Genomic DNA, 25,235 nt, shown 5'->3' on the forward strand with positions numbered 1-25,235 from the left:
CCTCCCTACGATGTTACCAATTCTTTTGTTTCTTCTAAACGGACTGATACAAGTTTTGACACACCTGATTCCTGCATGGTCACTCCGTACAATACATCCGCTTCTTCCATCGTACCCTTTCGGTGGGTTACAACGATAAACTGTGTTTCTTTACTGAATGTTCGCAAGTACTTTGCAAAACGGTTCACGTTTGCATCATCCAATGCCGCTTCTACTTCATCTAAAATACAAAACGGAACAGGACGAACCTTTAAGATGGCAAACAATAGTGCAATAGCGGTCAACGCTCTTTCTCCACCAGATAACAGCCCTAGTTGCTGAAGTTTCTTGCCTGGAGGCTGAGCCATGATATCCACACCTGTAGCAAGCATATCTTCTGGCTGCGTCAAAACTAGGTCTGCACGGCCACCACCGAACAGTTCTTTAAAGATGATTCCAAAATGCGATCGGATCGATGTAAAGGTCTCTTCAAACCGATTCTTCATTTCTTCATCCATCTCTGAGATCACACCATACAAAGTGTTTTTCGCTTCTGTCAGGTCATCCCTTTGTTCGATCAGGAATTCATAACGCTGACTGACTCGTTCATATTCCTCAATAGCGCCTAAGTTTACGACACCTAGCTCTTCGATCGCCATCTTGATCAGCTTTACTTTTCGTTTAGCATCCTCTAACGGTATCTCTAATTTGTGTTTTAGTTTCGCGCCTTCATAGGAGAGCTCATATTCTTCTCTCAAGTGAGTCAGACGGGATTCAAGTTCAACATCAAGTCTATTAATGCTCACTTCTTCCGTTTTTAATCCATCACTCAACTGTTTGTATTGACGCTTAGCTTCCTTAAGCTCGACTTCCATCGACTCGATCGTACGGAATGACTCCGTCCTTTCTTGTCTTCGCTCTGCTATTAATTTTAAAGCTGTATTCTTTTCATGTCTCTTCTGCATGATCTGTTCATCGAGTGAATCCTCACCAGACGAACTAGAGTTCATTTCTTCTTCAAGAAGCCAATAATCTTCTTCCGTTTCTTTACTTCTTGCACTTACATCTGAAAACTCTTCTTCAAGCCGCACACTTTTTTCCTTTTGATTTGCAACTTGCTGTTCAAGTTCTGCCGCTTTAATTTTCAACTTGGTCAACGTTTCTCTAAGCTCTTCTTTAGAAGATTGGTGCATCTTTTTCTTTTCAGTTAGATCAGCGATTGTTTTCTCAAGTTCATTTCCAGATTTCACGGCTTCCTCAAGCTTTTTCTTAAGCTTCGATAATCGATGATCAGCAGCCGATTTTTCAGATTCAAACGTATGTTTTTCACGGTCATACAGCTGCAATCTATCGTTTAGACTCTTCTCTTGGATCTCAAGCTCACGCAGGTTACTCTTGAGTTCTTGTTCAAGCTCCCTCAGCTTCTCACCTTCTGCTTGAAGTCGGTCTAACGCTTCATTGTTTTTTACAACTTTTTCTTTAAGTTTAGAGACCTTATCTTCCAAGCTAAGTGTTTGTTTTTGCATGGACGCTAGTTTTTCAGTCAAGGCTTCTACTTCTCTTTGTCTGCTTAGTAGAGAAGAACTTTTCTGTTTAAGGCTTCCCCCAGACATGGAGCCTCCAGGACTGACTACATCCCCTTCAAGTGTGACGATACGGTAACGATAGTTCACTTTTTTAGCAATCGCATTAGCACCCGCTAGATCCCTAGAGATAATAATATTACCTAATAAGTTACCAACGATGTTCTTATACTTTTGATCATATTGAACAAGATCAGCGGCCACACCTACAAAAGCGTCTACAGTGCGCGCATTATGAACATCCGCGCTTGAAACATTACGGCTTTTGATTACATTCAATGGTAAGAATGTTGCTCTTCCTGCTCTCGTTTGTTTTAAGAATTGAATAGCTTTCATCGCATTCTGATCACGATCGACTACCACATGCTGCATAGAAGCTCCTAAAGCAGTCTCAATAGCGGTTTCAACCTCAGATGGAACTGATAATAGTTCCGCAACCGCTCCCTGAATTCCAGGTAACTTGGTTTCTTTGGCCTTTAAGACCTCTTTAACTCCCTGCATGAAGCCGGCATATTCATCCTGCATGGATTCAAGCATTTCTTTCTTTGACTTGAACTGTTGAATGTATTGGTAAGCCTGATACAATTTCTCTTGAAGTGAACGGCTTTCTTGCTCTTCTACTGAAACAGCAGCTTTTAACTTCTGATACTCCTCTTGCTTCTCCTTCAACTGAGCCTCCGCTTCTTTATAACTCTTTTCCGCTTGTTCTCTCTTGTTCTTTATTTCTTCTCTTTGTTGAAGGAATCTATTGTTTTCTTCATCTAGCCTGCTGCTTTTAAACGTCTGCTGTTTCGCTTGGTCCTCAATATAACGCATTTCATTTCTAATGGTCGTTTGTTCGTTTAAGCGTTCAAAATAATCACTTTTTAATTTTTCGAGTTCTGCTTCTACATCCATTTCAAGGACGGTTAGTCGACTTTCTTCCTCAGAAACTTGTTTGCGAACCGCTTTTAATTGCTTTTCTTTATCTGTCAAAATACTTTTTTCAGATCGTAATTGTGTTTCTAGTTGTTCTTTTTTTACTTTCAGTTGCTGAATCTGCTCCAAAAGAGAAGTTTTATTCTGATCATAATTTTTTTTTCTCTCTTTTAAAACCTCTTTTTTGCCTTCTAGTTTTTCTAGAGTTTCACTAGCTAAGAGAAGGGCTCCCTGAAGTTCATCGATCGATTCATCCATCGCTTGCATATCAAGTCTGGCTCTTTCGATGGCAGATTCCCCTTGCTTTACTTTTGCTGAGAGTTCAGATTCTTGTTTCTGCAATTCTGCTACCCATGTTTTTTGTTTTTCCCAGCGTTCGTGCAGGTCTTCTATCTCTTGAACGAGAACAGCAGTCTCAACGATTTCTAATTCTTGTTTTTTATCCAGATAATCCTTCGCAATGGACGCCTGTATCTTTAAAGGCTCAACCTGCCCTTCAAGTTCATGAAGGATGTCTTCAACCCTGTTTAAGTTTTCCTGAGTCTCGAAAAGTTTCTGTTCAGCCTTATGTTTTCTTGTCTTATACTTTAAAACTCCTGCAGCTTCTTCAAAAATCTTTCTTCTTTCTTCTGATTTACTGCTTAATATTTCTTCTACACGGCCTTGTCCGATGATTGAAAATGCCTCTCTGCCGAGTCCTGAATCCATGAATAATTCAACAATATCTTTTAATCGGCATTGCTGCTTATTGATTAAATATTCGCTATCCCCAGAGCGATAAACTCTTCTTGTAATAGAAATCTCATTATAATCTAGCGGCAGATGCTGATCTTCATTATCTAGAGTGAGTGTTACTTCAGCGACATTCAATGGTTTACGATTATCACTTCCTGCAAAAATGATATCTTCCATTTTTGAACCGCGAAGTGACTTTGCAGATTGTTCGCCTAAGACCCATCTTACAGCATCAGAGATATTACTCTTTCCGCTTCCATTAGGACCTACTACAGCTGTTACTCCTTGAACAAATTCTACTTGGATCCGCTCTGCAAATGATTTAAATCCTGCTACATCAATTCGTTTGAGGAACATCTTTAAATCCCCCTTTTTCATGCTTTATATAAGCGTTCGTGTTCAAACGGTTATTTCAGTAATTTTATATGAGATTGTCTTTCCTGAGTGCCCGATGAAATCCCAGCAGCTGACTATCTTTTAATTATGTAAAAAAAATTCTCTAACTGTTTTATTTTATCATAGATTTACTCTCTCATAGTCACAAAGATTACAGTATGCTAAAATAGAGAAAGTTAATGGAACGGCATAGACTTAGTATCTCTTAATTACACACTAAAGGAGTTTCACAATGGACTTAACTAAAGAAAATCACGAGAACTTATCTTTTATGATTGAGACCTTAAAGAAAAAACTGCAACTCGTTAACAGCGGATTGATTCAGCCTGAAGATTATGAACTTAACAAATACGACGATATTAAAGAGCTGTATGACATGGTCATGAAGATGCCTTCGTTCAGCATAAGAGATATGGAAGGAATCATCGAAGAACTCGCATCTCTTAAAAAAAGATAAAATAATAGAAACCCCCTTATCTGGCATTCACCTTTAAGGGGGTTTACTTATTGGTTTGATTTCTTCTTTACTTTTTCAATCGCTTCTTGTGCAGCATGTTGTTCGGCTTCTTTTTTGGATCTTCCATATCCGATACCAAAAGGAGCATCATTCAGCCTGACCTCAGACACAAATTCCCTGTTATGCGCAGGTCCTTTTTCCTGTACAATCCTATAATCAATATGCCCCAACCCTTCACGCTGAACATATTCTTGCAGCTGGCTCTTAAAATCCATCACATGAGAAAAAGCACCTTCATTAATTCGTGGTACAACGTACTGATTTAAAAACTCTTTCACTTTTTCGAGTCCTTGATCAAGATACAGTGCTCCTATAAAGGCCTCGAAAACATCCGCTAATAAAGCAGGCCGTGTTCGTCCACCCGTGTTCTCTTCTCCTTTTCCCAGAAGTACATAGTCACCAAAGTGCAGATCGTTAGCGAACAATACCAATGATGGTTCACAGACGATAGCTGCTCTGAGCTTTGTGAGTTCACCTTCACTCATGTTCGTAAACTTGCTGTACAAGTATTGGGAAATGGTCAATTCTAGAACAGCATCGCCTAGAAATTCTAATCTTTCATTATCCTCGAATGTTCTTCCTCGATGCTCATTCACATATGATGAATGGGTAAAAGCTTGAGCTAGTAATTTTACATTTTCAAACTGGATGTTTAAACGGTCCTGAAGAGGGGCTACTTTCTGGATGCGCACTCTGTCATCCATGCCCTTTTTGGAAGCCGATTTAAAGCGGTTTTTTATTGTTTTATTTTGAGTTGATTGATGTTTTGAACCTTTCATACACTTCCTCCAAAAATCTCGTAAAAGGGCTATTTACTACTGTTTTCTCCCCAAAAAGGGAAGAAAGCCCCGCATTTTTCATCGGGACTTTATCCGTAAAACCTTATTGTTTGCTGTTTATGTAATCTACAACGTCACCAACAGTTGCAATTTTTTCAGCATCTTCATCAGAAATCTCTAGTTCGAACTCATCCTCAAGTTCCATAACTAGTTCCACTACATCAAGAGAGTCTGCACCTAGATCCTCTTTAAAGGAAGCTTCAGGCTTAACCTCAGACGCGTCAACACCTAGACGGTCAACAACAATCTTCGAAACTCTTTCTAAAACGTCTGCCATTTGTGTGTCACCTCCTTTCAATAGTATATGCTTTTTCCTCTAAAAAAACTAGAGGGTTTCCGATGTATTAATTGGTCTGTTTTTTTAAATTTATTAATGTCTTCACAAGAGGTAGAATTTAGTAGGCGCCTCACATCTTACATTCATAAAGGTACGAGACACAACAACAGCCTATTAGAAATATCTTTATTAAAGACACATAAAAAGCTTGATTACATCACCATTCCGCCGTCAACGTGCAGGGTCTGACCGGTAATATATGAGCTAGCATCACTTGCTAGAAAAGCTGCAGCTGCTGCGATATCATCTGGTTGACCGAAACGAGCAAGCGGAATATTTCTTAGCATATCTTCTTTTATACCTTCTTCAAGTTTTCCTGTCATATCTGTTTCGATGAATCCAGGAGCAATGGCATTAACCGTAATTCCTCTTGAAGAAAGCTCCTTAGCAGACGTTTTTGTAAGCCCGATCACTCCAGCTTTTGCCGCTACATAGTTGGCTTGCCCAGCATTTCCTGAAACACCAACGATTGAAGCAATATTGATAATACGGCCACTTCTTTGTTTCATCATCTGTCTTGTAACAGCTTTTGTTGTCAAGAATACACCTTTTAAGTTTGTGTTTATGACCGCATCCCAGTCTTCTTCCTTCATTCGCATTAAAAGGTTATCTCTCGTAATTCCAGCGTTGTTCACAAGTACATCAAGACTACCAAATTCATCGATAACAGTCTTGATCATGTTTGTTACATCGTCTGAACTAGAAATATCAGCCTTGATCGCAAAAGCTGTTCCGCCGTTTGCTTTAATTTCTTCAACTACCTCATTCGCTTTTTCTTCGCTTCCAGAATAGTTGACCGCTACTTTCGCTCCATTTTTTGCAAAATATAAGGCAATGGCCCGACCAATACCTCGTGAAGCACCTGTTACTAATACCGATTTATTATTAAGCATCAACAGATTCTCCTTTCAGTTTCTCTAAAGCTTGCTTCATTGAATCCATATCTCCGATCGCGAACACATTAGCTCGGCGATTTACCTTTTTTACAAGACCACATAAAACTTTTCCAGGTCCGATTTCAATGAATGTGTCTACACCAGCATCCATTAACTCTCTGATTGTTTCTTCCCAGCGTACGGGAGAATACAATTGTTCGATCAGCTTCGATTTAATGTCTTCTTTAGATGTAACAGGTTTCGCTGTTACGTTTGCGATTACAGGTGTTTTCGCATCTTGTATGGTGATGTTTGATAAAATTTCTTCAAATTTTTCTGCTGCCGGTTTCATAAGTGAAGAGTGAAAAGGACCGCTGACTTGCAATGGAATGACTTTAGCGCCTTCTTCTTTCGCTTTCTTGCCCGCTTCTTCAACACCTTTTACTGTTCCAGAAATAACAATTTGACCCGGGCAGTTTAAGTTTGCCACCTGTACACTTTCTCCGGACTCTGAAACTTCAGCTGTAATGGCCTCAAGGCGTTCTTGGTCGAAACCGATAATCGCTGCCATTGTTCCTACACCTGCAGGAACAGCTTCTTCCATTAAAAGCCCGCGGTGTCTCACTGCATAGACCGCATCTTCAAACGAAATACTGCCAGCTGCAACAAGTGCTGAATATTCCCCTAAACTATGACCAGCCGTGTAGTCAGGAGAAATACCATGTTTGTTAAGAACCTCAAGAACAGCTGTTGATACAGTAAGTAATGCTGGCTGAGTATTCTCGGTTTTCTTTAAAAGTTCATCAGGACCTTCAAAAATAATCTTCGAAAGATCGAATTTCAAAACTTCATCCGCTTTATTAAAGATATCTTTTGCAAGTGTTTCTTGATCTGCTAATTGTTTTCCCATTCCTGCAAATTGAGACCCTTGTCCAGGAAATAGAAAGGCGATTTTACCCATCAGTTATTCCTCCTTTTGGCTGTCAGGCTGAATATGGCTTAAAATTGTGTTTACAACATCCTTGTCTACCATATCTTTTGTTTGTCTGATCGCATTTAACACGGCATTTGCATTTGATGAACCATGTGCTTTAATGACAGGTGCGGCTAATCCAAACAATCCTGCTCCACCATATTCCGTATAGTCAAGTTTATCTTTAATTCCTCTTAGCTTCGGTTTTAATACACCTGCTGCTAGTTTGCTCGTAAAGCTTGAAGTGAGTGTATCTTTGATCATGGAAAACATGCTCATTGCTGTACCTTCAATCGATTTCAACACAAGGTTACCCGCAAACCCATCACAAACGACTATATCTGCCGCTCCCATTAATAGATCTCTAGATTCAACGTTACCAACAAAATGAATATTAGCTTCCTGCAGCAAAGGAAAAGCAGCCTTTGTTAAAGCATTTCCTTTTTCATTTTCTGTACCCACGTTAAGCAATCCAACGCGAGGATTTTCAATTCCCCTAACTTCTTTACAATAGACTGAACCCATCAGTGCATATTGTAAGAGGTGTTCTGGTTTAGCATCCATGTTTGCCCCAACATCCAAGAATAAGAATCCTTTCCCGTTAAGAGTTGGGAGTGTTGGAGCTAACGCCGGGCGTTCGATCCCTTTAATTCTGCCCACATAAAAGAGTCCGCTGGCCATAAGAGCTCCTGTATTACCAGCTGAAATATAGGCATCTGCATTACCTGTCTTTACTTCATTTGCAGCCAGAACCATTGAAGCTTCTTTTTTTCGGCGTACTGCACGAACCGGTTCTTCAGCCGTTTCGATCACTTCTGTTGTATGAATAATTTTAAAAGAATGATCCTTCGGTAAATGTTCATTAATTTTGTCCTGGTCACCAATTAACGTGATCTGGAGTTCAGGATATTGTTCAACAGCCAGCAATGCACCTTTTACGATTTCTTTCGGTGCGTTGTCACCGCCCATTGCATCAATTGCGATAATCATGCTGATTTAACTTCCTTCCTTTGAATCTTGTTTTGATCTAAACATCGTAAACTCACCGTGGAAGACAAGCTCTTTTTCTACATAGCTATTGACTTCAACAGTTGTCCGTTCTGAGCCTTTTTCGATCACTTTCGCTTTTGCGACGATCCTTTCGCCAACTCTAACTGTTCGAGAAAAACGTATGTTTGCACGTGCAGTTAAAGCGAGTTCGTCATTAATGATTGCCACTGCAAGAGAGTTTGCCTGTGCAAAGACATGATGTCCCCTTGCGATCTTGTTGCGCGAAAATACATGTTCTTCTTTTATATCCAGAATAGAGATTGCTGACTCATCCAACTGAAGGTCAATAATTTCACCAATCACTTCTTCCAGAGGGAGTGCCTTAACATCATCCAGTTTTGTCTGGGCAACTGTCTTAATCCTCTCTCGGAGCTCTGGTATCGAAAGTTCCAGTCGATCTAAACGTATGGTCTGGACACTAACACTGAACTTTTCAGCCAGTTCCTCATCCGTAATAAAAGGGGTCTGTTTTATCGTTTCCTTTAGCAGCTCTTGCCGCTCCCGTTTTGTTTTTTTCATAAATACTTTCCTTCTTCCGTTAAAAAGGTTCCATTTATGAGAAAGATTACTCTCTCTTCAAATGAAGGGCGTTAGAAAAGCAGGCGCCGTGTTACGGCGTACCTGCTGTATGTTTTTCTGCTATTAAGAGCTGGTACTAATAGTAGTATATAGTATCAGAATACAACTTTCAAGAATTAATCGAGCCTTTCCTTATCCAATACACCTTGATCGGTTAGGATCTCTCTGATTAACCTAGACGTAGAGTCCGTCCAGAACTCATCCGAATTTACCAGTTTCGCCGCATCATTTCTTGCAGTCTCTAAAATTCGATAATCATGTACAAGGTCAGCAACTTTAAATTCTGGGAGACCACTCTGCTTGTTGCCAAAGAAATCTCCTGGTCCACGAAGCTCTAAATCTTTTTCTGAGAGTTCAAAACCATTAGTCGTCTCCGTCATGATTCTCATACGTTCTTGACCTTCTTCTGTCTTTGGATCAGCGATCAGAATACAATAGGATTGTTCACTGCCTCTTCCAACCCTTCCTCGCAGCTGATGCAGCTGTGATAACCCAAATCGTTCAGCATCATAGATCACCATGATCGTCGCATTTGGGACATTCACACCTACTTCAACGACAGTCGTTGAAACAAGGATCTGACATTCATTTGACGCAAATTTACGCATTACTTCATCTTTCTCCGAAGAGTGCAGCCTCCCGTGCATTAATCCCACTTCATATTCATGAAAGTATTGGCTCATTTGAGCATGCACATCTATCGCATTTTGAACATCTACTTTTTCTGATTCTTCGATTAGAGGACAAATCACATAGGCTTGTCTGCCGTTCATAATTTCTTTTCTTATAAAATCAAGAACACGTTCTAACATTCCATGCTTTGCCCAGTGTGTAATGATTGGCTTTCTTCCTGCAGGCATCACATCGATTGTAGAAACATCCATATCCCCGAAGGCTGAAATGGCGAGTGTACGGGGGATAGGTGTAGCCGTCATAAAGAGAACATCAGGTTTTTCCCCTTTTTCTCTTAGAACTCTTCTCTGATTTACACCAAATCTATGTTGCTCATCTGTTATAACCAATCCTAGGTTGTTAAAATTCACTTCATCTTGAATCAAAGCATGCGTACCTACCATGATGTGAATCTCACCTTCGCTCAACAAGCTCAGCGTTTCTTTTCGCAGTTTTCCTTTAACCGAGCTCGTTAACAATGCTACGGTAATGCCAAATGGTTGAAACAGTTCCTTTAAAGATTGAAAATGCTGTTCTGCAAGGATTTCGGTAGGTACCATAAGTGCACCTTGTCTGTTCGCTGTTACAGCAGCATACAGTGCGATCGCAGCAACTACAGTTTTTCCTGAACCCACATCACCTTGCAGGAGCCTGTTCATTCTACTTGTATCAGAAAGGTCTTTTAAGATCTCTTCTACTACCCGCTTCTGCGCTTCTGTAAGCTGAAACGGAAGGGATTGAATAAACAGATCAACTTTAGATCTATCGTATAAAATCGAAGCACCTTCAGATTGCTGTCTGTTCCACTTTCTGAAAATCTGCATTTTTAATTGAAAAAATAGTAATTCTTCGTAAGCGAGTCTTCTTCTTCCGGCCTTTAGCATCTGAAAGTTCTCTGGAAAATGCATCATTCTTAAGGCTGCTTCTTTTTCAGGCAAACGATAAGCTTCACGAAGTTTTTCAGGTAAAGGATCTGGAACCTGCCCAGAAAATTGTTTGAACGCTTGATACATGAATTTCCTCATGGTTTTTCCATGCAATGTACCCTTAACAGAGTAGACGGGCTCTATTTTTCTTTCATCGGAGAATGGACCAAAATGAACATCACTTACGGTTAAGGTCATTTTATTTCGGTCCCATTTCCCTGTAAGCGTCAAGGATTGGCCAAGGCTTATTTGACTTTTTAAGAATGGCCGATTAAAGATTACAGCCGTGATCAAATATTTTCCGATCAACATTCGAAATGAGAGTCTTGATTTTTTCTTAGGAAAATAACGTAGAGAAGGCTCAGAATGAACCTTCCCTTCAATAGTTGCTTTTTCATCGTGTGCGATATCTGATAAATCTTTTTTCTGATAATCTTCGTAACGATAAGGCAAATATTCTATTAAGTCCTGAACATTATAGATACCCAAACTTGCTAATTCTTCTGCTTTTTTGTCACCGATTCCTTGAACGGCCGTTATTGACTCCGTAATCATCATTCCATCACTTCTCGTTCAACGGGATGCCAAAGATTTTCGCCTCAAGCTCTCTTCCAGTTGGAGTAGCAGCAAGACCGCCTTGAGCGGTTTCACGAAGTGCAGAAGGCATAGACTGACCAATCTTATACATAGCGTCAATAACTTCATCACAAGGAATTTTGCTTACGATACCAGCTAAAGCCATATCTGCTGCAACAATTGCATTGCTAGCTCCCATCGCGTTTCTTTTTACACATGGTACTTCTACAAGACCTGCGACTGGATCACAAACGAGACCCAGCATGTTCTTTAAGGCGATGGCCATAGCTTCTGCTGCCTGCGAAGGAGTACCGCCAGCTAATTCTACAATAGCTGCTGCTGCCATTCCAGTTGCTGATCCCACCTCTGCCTGACAGCCTCCTGCAGCTCCTGAAATGGATGCATTGTTAGCTACAACGAACCCGAAAGCTCCTGCTGTGAACAGGTATTCGATCATTTGGTCCCTTTCAGGTTTCAGCTTTTCTTTTAAGGCGAATAAAGTTCCTGGTACAACGCCTGCAGATCCGGCAGTTGGTGTTGCACAGATCGTTCCCATTGCAGCATTTACTTCGTTCGTGGCCATTGCTTTACTCACTGCATCAAGCATTAAATCTCCGGAAAGCGATTTGCCGGATTTAATATATTCTTGCAGAAGCTTCCCATCTCCTCCCGTTAACCCAGAGTGAGATTTAACGTCTTCTGTAATCCCTCTTAAAACAGCCTCTTCCATAACGGTTAAATTTCGGTCCATGAACGAAATTACTTCATCTCTTGAACGGCCTGTTACACCCATCTCTTGTTCAATCATAATATCTGCAATTTTGCATTTCTTCGATTCAGCCAATTCTATTAATTCAGCTACATTACGAAACATTCGTTCATCACCTCTTAATCATGTATCTTTACGACTTGCTGGACGATTGGAAGAGTACTCAATTCATTAATGATCACTTCATCCGCGTTCTGATCGATTTCAATCACCATTAATGCTTCTTTCCCTTTTTCTTTCCGTGATACTTCCATATGTCCAATATTGATCTCATGCTTCGCGAGTATGTTTGCTACACCAGCGATCGCACCGTACTTATCATTATGGACGATAAGAAGGGCAGGGTGGTTACCGGAAAGTCGCAGACTGAATCCGTTCAATTCTATGATCTCGATCTTTCCTCCACCAATGGAAATCCCTACAACTTCAATCTGATCATCCTTATCCCCTATAATGACTCTTGCTGTATTAGGATGATCTGTTACTGCATCTTCTTCCGTCATTTTTACTTTAATACCTTCTTGTTTTGCTATTGTAAGCGCATCCACAATCCTGGTATCAAATGTGTCGTAATCTAGGATTCCACCGACTATCGCAACGTCAGTACCATGACCGCGATATGTTTTCGCGAATGAACCATAGAAAGATATATTAGCAAATTCCGGTTTTCTTCCAAATAAATGCCTAGCTACTCTACCAATTCTTGCAGCACCGGCTGTATGTGAACTGGATGGTCCGATCATGATGGGACCAATAATATCAAAAACACTTTTATATTTCATGTCGATCTCCTTCGATTGCGTTTTTTCCCATTAAAATAAGTATTCCCTCTTAACTTTATCACACTTTAAGTTTAAGAGAGAATACTTTGGTTATGTCTGTATTATAATTTGTTGTTCGCTGGAGGGAATTGATCCCCATTCCAGAATGCTCGCTTTCCGCGGGGCGGGCGGTGAGCCTCCTAGCGCTTTGCGTTTTTAGTCTCACCTGTCCCACTAATCCACAGGAGTCTCGCATCTTCCGCTCCAATCAATTGGTCGAAGAAGAAAATGAATAACATTACTGAACAACAATTTTTAAATAAGACAATGCATTTTATTCAACTGAAAGAATAAATGAGTAGATCGGCTGTTTTCCGTTGTGGAGTTCAGCTTCTGCATCTGGGAACTTTCCTTCGATGAAGTCCGCGAGTTCTTGTGCTTCATCTTCTGAAGAATCTTCACCATAGATGATGGTTACGATTTCTGAATCTTCATCCATCATTTTTTCTAAAAGTTCTTTCGTTACTTCCAGCTTATTCGTCTTCGAAGTAACAATTTTCCCTTCTGAAATTCCCATGAAGTCACCTTTTGCGATTTCCACTCCATCAATGGAAGTGTCTCTAACCGCATAAGTGACTTGTCCGGATTTCACGGAAGAAATAGCTTCGTTCATCTTCTTTTCGTTTTCCTTCATGTCAGCGGAAGGGTTGAACGCTAAGATAGACGCGATACCTTGTGGAACCGTCTTCGTACGGATGATCACAACTTCTTGATCGACTACGCTTGCAGCTTGTTCAGAAGCCATGATGATATTGCTGTTGTTAGGAAGAATGAATACTTTTTCTGCATTCACTTCTGAAATAGCCCGTACGATGTCTTCTGTACTTGGGTTCATCGTTTGCCCGCCTTGGATAACGGAGGCTCCCATAGAAGAAAACATTTCTTCTATTCCTTCTCCCATAGCAACAGTAACCATTCCGTATTCTTTCTTTTTCTCAGCAGGTTGAGAATAAGAAGGAACTAATTCGTTTTCGCTTTCTAAGATCGCCGAATGCTGTTCACGCATATTTTCAATCTTAATGTTGATCAAACTCCCATAACGTTGAGCAAGAGTCAGCATGTTGCCAGGCTGTTCAGTATGAATATGAACTTTTACTACTTCATCATCAGCAACAACGAGAAGAGAATCACCATGCTCGGCGAGTTCATTTCGGAAGTTTATTTCATCAAACGGATTGATCTTCGTCTTGTTTTCTTCAAATTTCACCATGAACTCTGTGCAGTATCCAAAGTGGATATCTTCCGTTTTCATGTGTATTTGAGCTTTGTGATGTTCAGCGTTGACAAGATCACCCATTGAAGGAGCATTAGCCGATACTTTCGGCAGCTCTTTACCTTCCAATACAGCTAAGAATCCTTCATATACAGTGACAAGACCTTGCCCGCCTGAATCTACAACGCCTACTTCTTTTAAGACAGGAAGCAGGTCTGGTGTACGATTTAAGGAAGCTTTAGATTCTTTAACAAGTTCCTTCATGATGTGAAGGACATCGTCTGACTTTTTCGCTTCTTTGACTGCTTTTTTTGCAGCGTCTTTTGCTACTGTTAAAATGGTACCTTCGACAGGCTTCATAACTGCTTTATATGCAGTTTCAACACCTTTATCAAACGCGTTAGCAAACTCCGCCGCAGTAATGCTTTCTTTTCCTTCAATCGATTTAGAAAAGCCTCTGAACAACTGTGATAGTATAACGCCAGAGTTCCCTCTTGCTCCCATCAGCAGCCCTTTAGCGAACGCATTTGCTACTGTGCCGACTTGGCTTGAAGTGTTTTTCTCAACTTCCTTTGCACCAGAGGTGATCGTTAAGTTCATGTTCGTTCCAGTATCACCATCTGGTACAGGAAATACATTAAGTGCATCGACCATTGCTGCGTTTCTAGATAAGTTTGAAGCACCCTCGAGCACCATTTTTGCAAACTTTTTTCCGTCTAATACTTTTAAAGACACAAAACTTCCTCCTAACTAAGGGGTTGTCACCCTGACACCCTGAACATAGATATTGACTGAGTCAACCGCCAATCCAAGCATTTGATCCAGGGTATATTTCACTTTGTTCTGAACATTATGAGCCACTTCAGAAATCTTTGTTCCGTAGCTTACAATGATATACATATCAATATGTACTTCATCTTCCTCTTGTCGGACAACGATCCCTCGGGAGAAATTTTCACGTCCTAAAAGTTCAGTTAATCCGTCCTTTAATTGCTTTCTTGATGCCATGCCAACAATTCCGTAACAATCAATTGCTGCACCGCCAGCGATCGTAGCGATTACTTCGTTAGAAATATCAATTTGACCATAAGTCGTTTTCATTTCAATGGACATGTTTACATCCCCCTTTAAATTGTTAAATGGCTAACAAATATTTTACTATACATTAGGCTTTTTTGAAAGGACTAGTACATTTCACACTATGCAAATAGTATTGTCAAGGGAATTTACTTGAAATCCATCATGAATATGTTGCAATAGAAAGAGAGTCATGCTAATATTATTTAGTATTTAACATACGATTGAATTGATGCAAAGCTTTTTTGCTGTAAAGGAGGTTCACCTACTATGGCTCGTAAATGTTTTATTACTGGAAAAGGACCTAAAACTGGTAACAAGCGTTCTCACGCAATGAACAAATCAAAGAAAAGCTGGGGAGCTAATGTCCAAAAGGTTCGCATTCTTGTGGACGGAAAGCCTAAGCGCGTATACGTATCTGCTCGTGCACTTAAATCAGGTAAAGTTGAACGCGTTTAATAAAAGAACGGCAGCAAAAAGCTGCTGTTTTTTTTATTGCCTATTTTCAACTCTGAAATAACCCAAACAAAAAAAGCGCCTTAGGCGCTTTTTTTGTTTGTTATCCTTTTTTAAAAGAACCTAAGATGGCACGTACGAATCCCCCTAAAAATCTAGGAAGTTTAATGGTATAAAATTTCATCTTACCCCTCCTCCAGGCCCATAAAAAATGATAAGAGCAAAACACTACCATAGAATATTCCCCGTTGTATAAAAAGGTGTCTCGGGGCCTGTTTTCCATGATTTATTTAATCATGGCTCTTTACCATCAATATTATGCCAGAGTCGAAAGAATAAGTACCACTTTTATTTACAAGCTCATTTGATATACAGAGTGAACGGCCAACTCCCAGTGATGCTTTTTCTAAAGGATACTTGAATCCTTTAAGTGTTATCCCTTTAACTTCTCCCTGAAACGCCAAAAAGGAAATATAAGAATATGGTTTCTCTCTTTCAATCTTATAAGTTCCAGGCGACTTCAAGGAAATTTCATTTTTAATATCTATCACTTTCACATCAATATTGCTAGAAATGGTTCTATAAAGAAGCTGGATGTTCATCATTTCATGATCCAGCCTGCCTCCAGTTGCACCGAATAAAAGAATTTCTTCTGGATTTTGATCGACAGCCCATTGAAGCGCCAGTTCCAAATCCGTATGATCTTTTTCAGACTGATATTGATTCAGTCTGATATCCGCTTTCTTGATGATTTCCTTTTCTGCAGAAGTGACAGAATCGAAATCACCGAAAGCATAATCAGGCATGATTCCTTTCTGCACGAGCACGAATGTACCTCTATCGACTCCGATCCACAGATCACTTGCTGAGTTATTATAGTTTTTAAGGTCAGGAATTAGAGGTTCTGGACCTCCGGCTACTATTCTAATCTTCATGCCGCCTGATGGTGACCCTTTCTTGCTGCGTGTAATAACCTAGGAGATGTATTCGTTAATAAGATGACAACTAGTGATGTAATCGCAAAGATAACGATCATAAACGATCCATTGTAAAAAATAGAATATAGCCATACATTCATCTCTTCCGCATATTCACTAAAGAAAATCACGCCAGACATTACATGTGATGCTAGTCTTAATGCACATCCTATAAAAATTCCTGTTATCATTAATACGGTTCTTTTTGTTGTTTTTTGGGTAATGGAAGGTGCAAATGCCCCTGCTACACCAGCTAGAGCGAAAGCTAGCGGGTAATCTAATATAAGTTGAGCTGGGTGTATGATATAAGGATTTACAAGCAACTGAAGCATCCCTACTGCTAACCCTGTAAAAATGCCCGCTTTTAATCCCCTTCTAAATGCCATTAGAAAAATCGGCACCATTTCTAGAGAAACTGAACCTCCTTGCGGCCATACTCCATTAAATTTTATCAGTCCTAATATAAGTGAAAGTGCAGACATAATCGCAATCTCAGTTAATAATGAGACATTGTTGTTCTTCATGATAATCCTCCTTGCATAATGATTTTATCGTTCTTTTTCAGCTGGCTTCTTTCATCGTTGCTTTTGTGATAGTAGAAACAACAACTTAGAAAAACAGCCCACTAAAAAAAGCAACCGGCATGTGAGCGCGGTTGCTTTAAGATTCATATCATCTGAATGCATAAAGTCATACGACTCCACATCCCTACGCAGGCATTACCCAGCTTCAGGTTCAAAGGGTCGGGAGAACACTCCCCTCTCAGTCCATAATAGGACTCCCCCTGTGGTTACTTTTTTTAATTTACAGCTTAATTATACACCACGGATGACCTTAATTGCATCTTTTAAATCTTTTTTCCCATATATGGCAGAACCTGCAACTAAGACGTTCGCACCTGCTTCAATACATAATGGTGCAGTCTCAGCATTCACTCCGCCATCTACCTCAATTTCTACATTCAGCCCATGAGTGTTAACCAGTTCAGAAACTTCTTCGATTTTTGGAACAACATTCTGGATGAACGACTGTCCACCAAATCCAGGGTTAACGGTCATTAGTAATACCATATCGATATCGTGGATGATGTGTTTTATCGTATCAACAGGAGTCGCGGGGTTTAATACTACACCTGCTTTTATACCTTTAGCTTTAATCGATTGTATAGTCCTGTGAAGATGTGTGGCAGCTTCAACATGGACGGTTATAATGTCTGCACCCGCTTCAGCAAATGCATCGATATAAGAATCTGGGTCCGCAATCATTAGATGTACATCGAGCGGCAGTTCGGTCAATGGACGTATGGCTTTAACAACAAGCGGACCCAACGTAATATTTGGTACAAAATGTCCGTCCATTACATCGACATGGATGTAATCGGCACCAGCCATTTCAACCGCTTTAATTTCCTCGCCTAACTTTGAAAAGTCAGCCGACAGAATAGAAGGAGCTATTTTAACCATTTAGTACCTCCGTTTTTGATCTTTTATTTCCTGTAAAAAGCTCGCGTAGTGATCATATCGAAATTGTGGGATGGCACCTTCTTCGACACCTTGTTTGACAGCACATTTTGGTTCAGAAGTATGAGAACAACCTCGGAATTTACAATTGCCCCTTCTTTCATTCATCTCAGGAAAATACATAGACAAATCTTCAGCTTCAATATTCATAAAATCCAAAGAACTGAAACCAGGAGTATCCGCGACAAGTCCGTTTCCGAATAAAATGAGCTCAACATGGCGAGTTGTATGTTTACCCCGTCCCAAGTGACTCGATATCTCATTTGTTTCAAGCATGAGCTCTGGATTGATGGCATTTAATAAGGAGGACTTTCCGACACCTGACTGTCCAGCAAATACGGTCACTTTATCTTTAAACAGCGGATAGAACATTTCTAAACTTTCGTCTGTTTTCGTTGATGTCGGAAACACCTCGTAGCCTAACCCTTTATAGATTTCAATGTATTTTTGGATTTCATCAATGTCGTCAGTTCCTTGAACGAGATCCATCTTTGAAATACAGATGACAGGCAAAATATCATTTGCCTCTATATGGACTAAAAACCGGTCTAAGAGAAGCGTGCTAAAATCAGGTTCAGTTGCCGAAAAAACGAGAATGGCCTGGTCTACGTTTGCGATGGGAGGACGGACTAATTCATTTTTTCGTTCTTTCACATCAAGAATATAACCATCCGTTACATTGCTCGACTCATATTCTACCCAGTCCCCAACAAGCGGAGTTACTTTTTTCTTTCGAAAGTTCCCTCTACCCCTGCATTGGAAAACTTCCTCCTTGCCCGTTTCCTTTACGTAATAAAAACCAGCCAGCGCTTTAACGATTCTTCCTTCAGGCATGCTTAATCACCATCGTCCCCTTCCTTAATATCATCATATTTTATGGTTTCTTTCTTTTCTTCTTTGTCATTGATATATACAACGTATGAAGCGGTGCCGCCTTCAGCAATAGTTAAAGGAAGAGCGTATTCCTTTGTTTCCGATATTTCTTCTTCTACAAATACTTTATCTTTTGCATTTTTGTCAGAATAAACAATTCTTACGTGAGCCGGCTCATTTCTTTCTTTTTTACCAAGTCTTACTTCTATCTTTTTAGTTGTAGTTCGATCACCGGCAGGTTTCTCTGGTTCAGGTGGTGGCGCTTCTTCTTCTTTTTCTTTGTTGGGATCTGGTCCATCAGATAGAACCACTGATATGGTAGCTCCTTTTTCAACTTGAGTAAATGGAGCAGGATTTTGAGAGATCACTTTTCCTTTTTCAACCGTATCTGAGTACTCGGATGTAAATTCAGCAATCAGTCCCTCATTTTCCGAATAGGTTTTGACATCTTGCTCTGTTAATCCGATTAAATTAGAGATTTGAACGGTCGGTGTTCCTGAGCTGACAGTCAATGTAACGGTAGTCTCAGCAGGTGTTACCTTTTCATCTCGATCAGGACTCTGAGTGAGTACTGTACCCTCTGGTTCAGTATCAGATTCTTCATAATTGATATTTATATCTGTAAAACCTTTGTCCTTTAAAAGTGTTTGAGCTGATTCGATATTATAGCCCTCTACATCTGGCATATTTTCCTTTTCTGGCCCTTTTGATACATGAAGGACGATAACAGCGTGTTCTTTCACAACTGTTCCAGAGGAAGGGTTCTGACGTATTACATGACCGTCTTCAATTTCGGGATCAAAGACTTCTTCTCGTTTTACGTTCAGATTTTTTGCTTTTAACTTATCGAATGCGTCCTCATAAGTGTCCCCAACTACATCTGGTACATTGACTTCTTGTACGGAAAACACAGATGACCAGATCGTGAAAGCGGCTACTGCTGCTCCTCCCAGCAACAGAAGGGATATGAGAAGAATTAACCACCATTTCTTTTTCTTCTTTTTTGGAGCTTTTTCTTCTTCTTCCTTAACAAGCTTTTCCTCAATAGGCGGTGGAACAACTGGTGGAATGAATTTTGTTTTTTCATCCTCGTCACTGTCTTCTGTCCATTTTTGCTCAAACATACGATCTGGCGAAAGTGCTGAGTTCATATCCGTTAATAGTTCCTGTGCACTGTCATATCGTTTGAGAGGATTTTTTGCCAGTGACTTTAAGATGATGTTCTCAACACTTTGTGGAATTTCTGAGTTTAACCTGCGGGGTTCAATCACATTTTCCTGCAGGTGTTTCAATGCCACAGAAACCGGCGATTCCCCAACAAAAGGTACTCTACCCGTAACCATCTCATATAGAACTGCACCAAATGAATAGATATCCGATTTGGCATTAGCAATTCCTCCGCGAGCTTGTTCCGGAGAAAAATAATGAACAGAACCTAATATTGAATTGGTATGTGTAATGGTTGCAGAAGTAATTGCCAGCGCAATTCCGAAATCGGTAAGTTTCGCTGTACCATCCTCGGTGATTAAGATATTGTGTGGTTTAATATCACGATGAATAATTCCGTGTTCATGTGCAACCGCCATACCTGAAACAATCTGCTTCATGATGTGCAGGGACTCTTCTACAGAAATTTTCCCATGTTCTTTTATGTATTGTTTAAGCGTCTTCCCTTGCACGTACTCCATAACGATGAAATAAATCTCTTCATCTTCTCCGACATCATAAATGCTTACAATGTTCGGATGATCCAGACTTGTAGCTGATTCTGCTTCCCTTTTAAAACGTCTAATAAAATCTTCATCCTTATTAAACTCTGAACGAAGAACTTTTACAGCAACATCACGATCGAGTATTAGATCTTTTGCTCGATAAACGATGGCCATTCCGCCGTCACCAATTACTTCTAAAAGTTTGTAGCGGCCACTGACTCTTTTTCCAATCATGCTTTTGCTTCCCCTTTTGTTTCTGTGTCAGAACTGTTTTGAATAAGGATAGCAGTAATATTATCTTCTCCACCCGCATCTTTTGCCCAGGTTATTAATTTATCAACTTTATCACTAACGCTTTCCATTGAGTCTTCCAAAGCTTCTTTAATTTTATTAAATGATACTTTGTCTGATAAACCATCTGAACAAAGCAATAAATAATCACCAGTGTTCCAGGTGATTACATTTAATTCTGCCTCAACGGTCTTATCCGTTCCAACAGCCTTCATGATCATGTTTCGCCTTGGGTGAATCTCAGCTTCATCTTCGGTGATCTGCCCTGATTTTACAAGTTCCTGAACGAGAGAATGGTCGTCTGTTACTCTCTTCAATTGATTGTCAGAGTACAAATAACAACGGCTATCACCGATATGAGCAACCGTAATCTCATGCTTCGTTCCCAAAGCCGCTACAATCGTAGTACCCATTCCTCTAGTCTCTGGGTTATTCTGTGAAAATTGAAAGATATGTTTATTTGCATCACTCAGCACATTTTGAATCCAATCTTTTATGTTCCCTACATTTTCTTCAAAATGTACCCAAGCTTCTTTAATCACTTTAAGGGCTTCCTGACTTGCGATATCTCCTGCTTTATGGCCTCCCATGCCATCAGCAATAACTGCAAGAAAGTGTTCACCCTTTGTGAACACTTCCCCGCTGTCTTCATTATGCTTCCTTACCATTCCAACATCTGTTTGAAAGGCAATTTGCATATCCCCGTCACCTCGTCTCTTCTTTACGTTCCTTCGCACGCAGCTGACCACATGCCGCGTCAATGTCATGTCCTTGTTCTCTTCTGATGGTGGCATTAATGCCTCTTGAGGTTAACGTCTCTAAGAACTTAAATATTTGTGCTTTTGGTGTTCTTACATAATCTCTCTCTGGTACATAGTTAACAGGTATCAAGTTAACATGGCACTTGATATCCTTTATTAGATCCGCAAGCTCGTTTGCATGCTCTACGGAATCATTAACTTTTCCGAATAACCCATATTCAAAGGTTACACGTCTGCCGGTCTTCTTGATGTAATAACGAATAGCATCCATCAGTTCGTTTAAAGGATACATTCTGTTGACTGGCATTAAGCGACTTCTTGTTTCTGTGTTTGGTGCATGAAGGGAAATGGCAAAATTAATCTGCATTCCTTCATCTGCAAATTTATAAATGTAAGGAACCACACCACTCGTTGAAATGGTGATATGACGCGCTCCGATATTAAGACCTAGATCATGATTGATAATTTTGAGGAACGACATAAGCCCATCATAATTATCAAACGGCTCTCCAATTCCCATGACAACTACAGAACTTACTCTTTCATCAGTTTCGTCTAGAGCTCTTTGAACCTGGAGAACCTGTGCAACAATCTCACCAGCCTGAAGATTACGCTTCAATCCTCCCAATGTAGAGGCACAGAACGTACAACCAAGGCGGCAACCCACTTGAGTGGTTACGCAGATGCTGTTTCCATACTCATGTCTCATAAGTACGGTTTCGATCGAATAGCCATCCTGTAGTTCAAACAAGAATTTTATCGTGCCGTCTGCTGATTCCTGACGAACGACTTCTTTTAATGGCTTGATATAAAAATCTTTTTCCAGCTTCTCACGTAAACCTAGCGGAAGGTTAGTCATCTCCTCAAAAGAAGACACACGTTTTTTATACAGCCATTCATAGATTTGTTTACCTCTAAATTTAGGTTCTCTAATATCCTTTAACCACGTTTCTAGTTCATGAAGCTCCAAAGAGAAAATAGAGGATTTAATATTAGGTTTAGTCTGTTTATCTGTTAAAGGTTTAAGCATGTTTCTCACCACCTGTTTTCGTTTTTCTAAAAGCCGCAATATAAAAGCCGTCACTGTTGAAATAATGAGGCATGATTTGCAAATCTGATCGCCCTTCTATTATAAAGGTTTTCACGTTTGCTGGCATCTTTTCAGAAAAATCCGGATCCCATTCAAATTCCGGATGATTTTCCAAAAACCATTCTGCCAAATACGTGTTTTCTTCTTGATCTACCGTACACGTACTATAGACGAGTATCCCTTCTGTTTTCACCATTTTTGAAGCAGACTCCAAAATATCTTTTTGGATGGAAGCAAGCTTCAAAACGTCTTCCTCAGATTTAGACCATTTAAGATCCGGCTTTTTACGGATCACACCAAATCCGCTGCAAGGAGCATCAACAAGCACTCTATCAAAGGACGCATCATCAAAATGTTCTCCAACTTTTCTTGCATCCAAAACGGATGCCTCGATGTTGGCTAGCCCAAGTCTCTCCGCTTGTTTATTGATCAACTTTATCTTATGAGCATGAAGATCCAGTGAAACAACTTTTCCGCTTCCATTCATCATCTCAGCCATGTGAGTGGATTTACCACCTGGAGCAGCACATGCATCTAGAATGGTTTCTCCAGGTAAAGGAGCGACAGCTCTTGCTACTAACATAGAGCTTTCATCTTGAATCGTCACGTAGCCTTTACGATAAACCTCTGTTTCAGGAAGGTATCCGTCTTTTATTATGATACCCTCAGGTGACAATTCTCCTTCTTCCGCAGAAACTCCTTCTTGTTTCAACTGCTCAAGAACTTCATCTCTTGTGGTCAGCATCGTGTTTACTCTTGCTGTAACTGGGGATGGCAAGAGGTTTGATTCGGCCATTCGTTCAGCATCTTCATGTCCAAACTGAGCTGTCCAACGTTCAAAAAGCCATTCGGGCATGCTATAAGTTAAAGCAGCTTTCTTGGAACCGGTGCCGGCTTTTTTGTCCATCTCTTCCGTGCCTTCACGCTGTAATTTTCGAAGAATACCGTTTACTAGACCAGCTAGACCTTGATGTCCTCTTTGTTTTGCGATTTCTACTGCTTCATGAATGATTGCGTGATCAGGGACCCTGTCCATATACAGCATTTGAAAAATAGATAACCTGAGCAGGGATAAAACCCAACGATCTTTTTTCTTGATTGGTTTATTCAATAGTTGATCCAAATAAAAATCAATCGTATTCTTACGCTGGATCGTACCATAAACGATGCTCGTTAAAAGACCTTTATCAATGTCTTTTACATGTGTGTCTTGAAGCGCCTGATTCAATTGTAAATTGGAGTACGCTTGATTTTGTTCGATTTTAATTAAAACGTCCAGGGCGATTGCCCGTATGTTGTTTTCCAACTTTATTCACCTAATTTCAAGCCTTGTGGTACGCTTGCTCCTTTAAGATAATCACTTGCAAGCATTCTCTTTTTCCCAGAGAGCTGCAAGTCGGTAATTATAATACTCGTTTGATCTCCTGTGGCCACTTGAAGTCCGTTCTCAAGTACATCGATCACCGTACCTGGTTCTGCATCAGCGCTTGTTTCTTGCTTTTCTGCCCACCAAACTTTAAGAGGCTTTCCATTTAACAAGGTGTAAGCAACTGGCCATGGATGCAACCCGCGGATCTGGTTATAAATTTCTTTACCTGAGCGTGTCCAATCGATCTTTTCTTCATCTCTTGTAATGTTCCAAGCAAAAGTTACTTCTTCTTCCTTTTGAGGAACTGGTGTGATTTCCCCTTCAACAAGCAAAGGAATGGTCTCTGATAACAATTTAGCACCTGCGGCACTTAATTTGTCATGCATGGATCCCACATGATCTTTTTCTTCGATCGGCACTTCAACTTGCGTAAGTATATCACCTGCATCCAATTTTTCAACCATATACATGATCGTAATACCGGTTTTATCATTTCCATCGATAATGCTCTTATGGATCGGTGCTCCACCTCTGTATTTTGGAAGTAATGAAGCATGAACGTTGATACAGCCATACTGAGGTGATTCTAAAATAGCCAGAGGCAGAATCTGACCGTAAGCAGCTGTAACGATAAGATCAGGCTTAAGTGCCAAGATCTCTTCATAGCTTTCACGCAGTTTTACAGGTTGATACACAGGAATGCCATGTTTAATTGCTTCTTCTTTTACTGGTGTCTGTTTGATTTCTTTTTTTCTTCCTACCGGCTTGTCCGGCTGCGTAACAACGCCAATCACGTCATAGCCATCTTCAACAAGCTGACGAAGCACGGGTACGGAAAAGTCAGGTGTTCCCATAAATAATATCTTCATGCTATCCTATCTCTCCATTTCCTCGTTTTCGTAATAAGCGATTACTTTTGATGTAAACAAAATGCCATGCAGATGATCGATCTCATGAAGAAGTGCCCTTGCAAGAAAATCGTCCGCTTCAATCGTATATTCTTTTCCATTCTCATCTTGTGCTTTTACGGTTACTTTAAAAGGACGTTCAACCTCACCGAAAAGACCGGGGAAACTCAAGCAGCCTTCTGGTCCCGTCTGGCTCCCAGAAGATGCTGTTACAACAGGATTAATTAACACGATCTGGCCCGTTTCATCTCCGATATCTACAACTGCAATCTGTTCAGCAATACCGATTTGAGGTGCTGCAAGTCCAACTCCTTCTGCATCGTACATCGTATCAAACATATTGTTTATAAGTTCTTTTAACTTCTTATCAAATACCGTTACCGGTTCACATTTTGTTTCGAGAACAGGATCTGGGTGTTCTACAATCTTTAGTATGGTCATCG

At 40.2% G+C, this 25,235-nt stretch carries 25 protein-coding genes and 1 riboswitch; of the genes, 2 read left to right on the forward strand and 23 right to left on the reverse strand.

Going from position 1 to position 25,235, the window contains the following annotated elements; translation table 11 throughout:
- Positions 1–5: 5 nt before the first annotated feature.
- A complete protein-coding gene (smc, locus tag M3206_RS02395) occupies positions 6–3,572 on the reverse strand; it encodes a chromosome segregation protein SMC (RefSeq protein WP_251310907.1) in 3,567 nt (1,188 codons plus the stop codon).
- Positions 3,573–3,843: 271 nt separating this feature from the next.
- On the opposite strand from smc, the gene M3206_RS02400 reads away from it, so the two are divergent.
- Positions 3,844–4,068 (forward strand): DUF1128 domain-containing protein, encoded by a 225-nt coding sequence (locus M3206_RS02400; protein WP_251310908.1) that lies wholly within the window; start codon positions 3,844–3,846, stop codon positions 4,066–4,068.
- A gap of 47 nt (positions 4,069–4,115) precedes the next feature.
- Here the strand turns inward: M3206_RS02400 and rnc are convergent, their stop codons facing one another.
- From rnc to M3206_RS02455, 11 genes are all read right to left on the reverse strand, one after another.
- Positions 4,116–4,832: a ribonuclease III gene (gene rnc / locus M3206_RS02405; RefSeq protein WP_251311038.1), complete on the reverse strand. Its 717-nt coding sequence runs from the start codon at positions 4,830–4,832 to the stop codon at positions 4,116–4,118.
- A gap of 178 nt (positions 4,833–5,010) precedes the next feature.
- Positions 5,011–5,244, reverse strand: a complete 234-nt coding sequence (gene acpP / locus M3206_RS02410; protein ID WP_066289334.1) for an acyl carrier protein — start codon at positions 5,242–5,244, stop codon at positions 5,011–5,013.
- A gap of 212 nt (positions 5,245–5,456) precedes the next feature.
- Positions 5,457–6,197 carry a 3-oxoacyl-[acyl-carrier-protein] reductase gene (fabG, locus tag M3206_RS02415; protein WP_251310909.1) on the reverse strand — a complete coding sequence of 247 codons (741 nt, stop codon included), beginning with the start codon at positions 6,195–6,197 and terminating at the stop codon, positions 5,457–5,459.
- Positions 6,190–7,140, reverse strand: a complete 951-nt coding sequence (gene fabD, locus M3206_RS02420; protein ID WP_251310910.1) for an ACP S-malonyltransferase — start codon at positions 7,138–7,140, stop codon at positions 6,190–6,192. The genes fabG and fabD overlap by 8 nt, the downstream gene beginning before the upstream one ends.
- A 3-nt stretch (positions 7,141–7,143) precedes the next feature.
- Complete coding sequence (gene plsX / locus M3206_RS02425) at positions 7,144–8,142, reverse strand: phosphate acyltransferase PlsX (RefSeq protein ID WP_251310911.1); 999 nt, start codon at positions 8,140–8,142, stop codon at positions 7,144–7,146.
- A 6-nt stretch (positions 8,143–8,148) separates the two neighbouring features.
- On the reverse strand, positions 8,149–8,721 hold the full coding sequence (gene fapR, locus M3206_RS02430) for a transcription factor FapR (protein ID WP_251310912.1): 573 nt from the start codon (positions 8,719–8,721) through the stop codon (positions 8,149–8,151).
- A 176-nt stretch (positions 8,722–8,897) separates the two neighbouring features.
- Positions 8,898–10,934 carry an ATP-dependent DNA helicase RecG gene (gene recG, locus M3206_RS02435; protein WP_425590695.1) on the reverse strand — a complete coding sequence of 679 codons (2,037 nt, stop codon included), beginning with the start codon at positions 10,932–10,934 and terminating at the stop codon, positions 8,898–8,900.
- Between the two features lie 7 nt (positions 10,935–10,941).
- Positions 10,942–11,829, reverse strand: coding sequence for an L-serine ammonia-lyase, iron-sulfur-dependent, subunit alpha (sdaAA, locus tag M3206_RS02440; RefSeq protein WP_251310914.1), 888 nt, complete (start codon positions 11,827–11,829; stop codon positions 10,942–10,944).
- Positions 11,830–11,843: 14 nt separating this feature from the next.
- A complete protein-coding gene (sdaAB, locus tag M3206_RS02445; RefSeq protein ID WP_251310915.1) occupies positions 11,844–12,506 on the reverse strand; it encodes an L-serine ammonia-lyase, iron-sulfur-dependent subunit beta in 663 nt (220 codons plus the stop codon).
- A 313-nt stretch (positions 12,507–12,819) separates the two neighbouring features.
- A complete protein-coding gene (locus M3206_RS02450; protein ID WP_251310916.1) occupies positions 12,820–14,493 on the reverse strand; it encodes a DAK2 domain-containing protein in 1,674 nt (557 codons plus the stop codon).
- A 15-nt stretch (positions 14,494–14,508) separates the two neighbouring features.
- Positions 14,509–14,871, reverse strand: coding sequence for an Asp23/Gls24 family envelope stress response protein (locus M3206_RS02455; protein WP_066289314.1), 363 nt, complete (start codon positions 14,869–14,871; stop codon positions 14,509–14,511).
- A gap of 234 nt (positions 14,872–15,105) precedes the next feature.
- Between M3206_RS02455 and rpmB the strand changes: the two genes are divergently transcribed.
- A complete protein-coding gene (rpmB, locus tag M3206_RS02460) occupies positions 15,106–15,294 on the forward strand; it encodes a 50S ribosomal protein L28 (RefSeq protein WP_066240673.1) in 189 nt (62 codons plus the stop codon).
- Between the two features lie 100 nt (positions 15,295–15,394).
- On the opposite strand, the gene spoVM is transcribed toward rpmB, so the two are convergent.
- The 11 genes from spoVM to def form a co-directional block, all read right to left on the reverse strand.
- The gene (gene spoVM / locus M3206_RS02465; RefSeq protein WP_066240671.1) at positions 15,395–15,475 is read right to left on the reverse strand and encodes a stage V sporulation protein SpoVM; all 81 of its coding nucleotides are present in this window, start codon (positions 15,473–15,475) and stop codon (positions 15,395–15,397) included.
- Positions 15,476–15,581: 106 nt separating this feature from the next.
- On the reverse strand, positions 15,582–16,226 hold the full coding sequence (locus M3206_RS02470; protein ID WP_251310917.1) for a thiamine diphosphokinase: 645 nt from the start codon (positions 16,224–16,226) through the stop codon (positions 15,582–15,584).
- A complete protein-coding gene (gene thiT, locus M3206_RS02475) occupies positions 16,223–16,792 on the reverse strand; it encodes an energy-coupled thiamine transporter ThiT (protein ID WP_251310918.1) in 570 nt (189 codons plus the stop codon). Before thiT ends, M3206_RS02470 begins: the two co-directional genes overlap by 4 nt.
- Positions 16,793–16,956: 164 nt before the next feature.
- Positions 16,957–17,063: riboswitch (TPP riboswitch) on the reverse strand.
- A gap of 20 nt (positions 17,064–17,083) precedes the next feature.
- Positions 17,084–17,731 (reverse strand): ribulose-phosphate 3-epimerase, encoded by a 648-nt coding sequence (gene rpe, locus M3206_RS02480; protein ID WP_251310919.1) that lies wholly within the window; start codon positions 17,729–17,731, stop codon positions 17,084–17,086.
- The gene (rsgA, locus tag M3206_RS02485; protein ID WP_251310920.1) at positions 17,732–18,622 is read right to left on the reverse strand and encodes a ribosome small subunit-dependent GTPase A; all 891 of its coding nucleotides are present in this window, start codon (positions 18,620–18,622) and stop codon (positions 17,732–17,734) included.
- A 2-nt stretch (positions 18,623–18,624) separates the two neighbouring features.
- Positions 18,625–20,607, reverse strand: coding sequence for a Stk1 family PASTA domain-containing Ser/Thr kinase (gene pknB, locus M3206_RS02490; RefSeq protein ID WP_251310921.1), 1,983 nt, complete (start codon positions 20,605–20,607; stop codon positions 18,625–18,627).
- Complete coding sequence (locus M3206_RS02495) at positions 20,604–21,362, reverse strand: Stp1/IreP family PP2C-type Ser/Thr phosphatase (protein WP_251310922.1); 759 nt, start codon at positions 21,360–21,362, stop codon at positions 20,604–20,606. Before M3206_RS02495 ends, pknB begins: the two co-directional genes overlap by 4 nt.
- 7 nt (positions 21,363–21,369) lie before the next feature.
- Positions 21,370–22,455 (reverse strand): 23S rRNA (adenine(2503)-C(2))-methyltransferase RlmN, encoded by a 1,086-nt coding sequence (gene rlmN / locus M3206_RS02500; RefSeq protein WP_251310923.1) that lies wholly within the window; start codon positions 22,453–22,455, stop codon positions 21,370–21,372.
- Positions 22,448–23,821: a 16S rRNA (cytosine(967)-C(5))-methyltransferase RsmB gene (gene rsmB / locus M3206_RS02505; RefSeq protein WP_251310924.1), complete on the reverse strand. Its 1,374-nt coding sequence runs from the start codon at positions 23,819–23,821 to the stop codon at positions 22,448–22,450. The genes rlmN and rsmB overlap by 8 nt, the downstream gene beginning before the upstream one ends.
- Before the next feature lie 2 nt (positions 23,822–23,823).
- Positions 23,824–24,753 (reverse strand): methionyl-tRNA formyltransferase, encoded by a 930-nt coding sequence (gene fmt, locus M3206_RS02510; protein WP_251310925.1) that lies wholly within the window; start codon positions 24,751–24,753, stop codon positions 23,824–23,826.
- A 6-nt stretch (positions 24,754–24,759) separates the two neighbouring features.
- On the reverse strand, positions 24,760–25,233 hold the full coding sequence (def, locus tag M3206_RS02515) for a peptide deformylase (protein WP_251310926.1): 474 nt from the start codon (positions 25,231–25,233) through the stop codon (positions 24,760–24,762).
- Positions 25,234–25,235 lie beyond the last annotated feature (2 nt).

Source organism: Fictibacillus phosphorivorans (assembly GCF_023715845.1).
Lineage (GTDB): Bacteria > Bacillota > Bacilli > Bacillales > Fictibacillaceae > Fictibacillus > Fictibacillus phosphorivorans_D.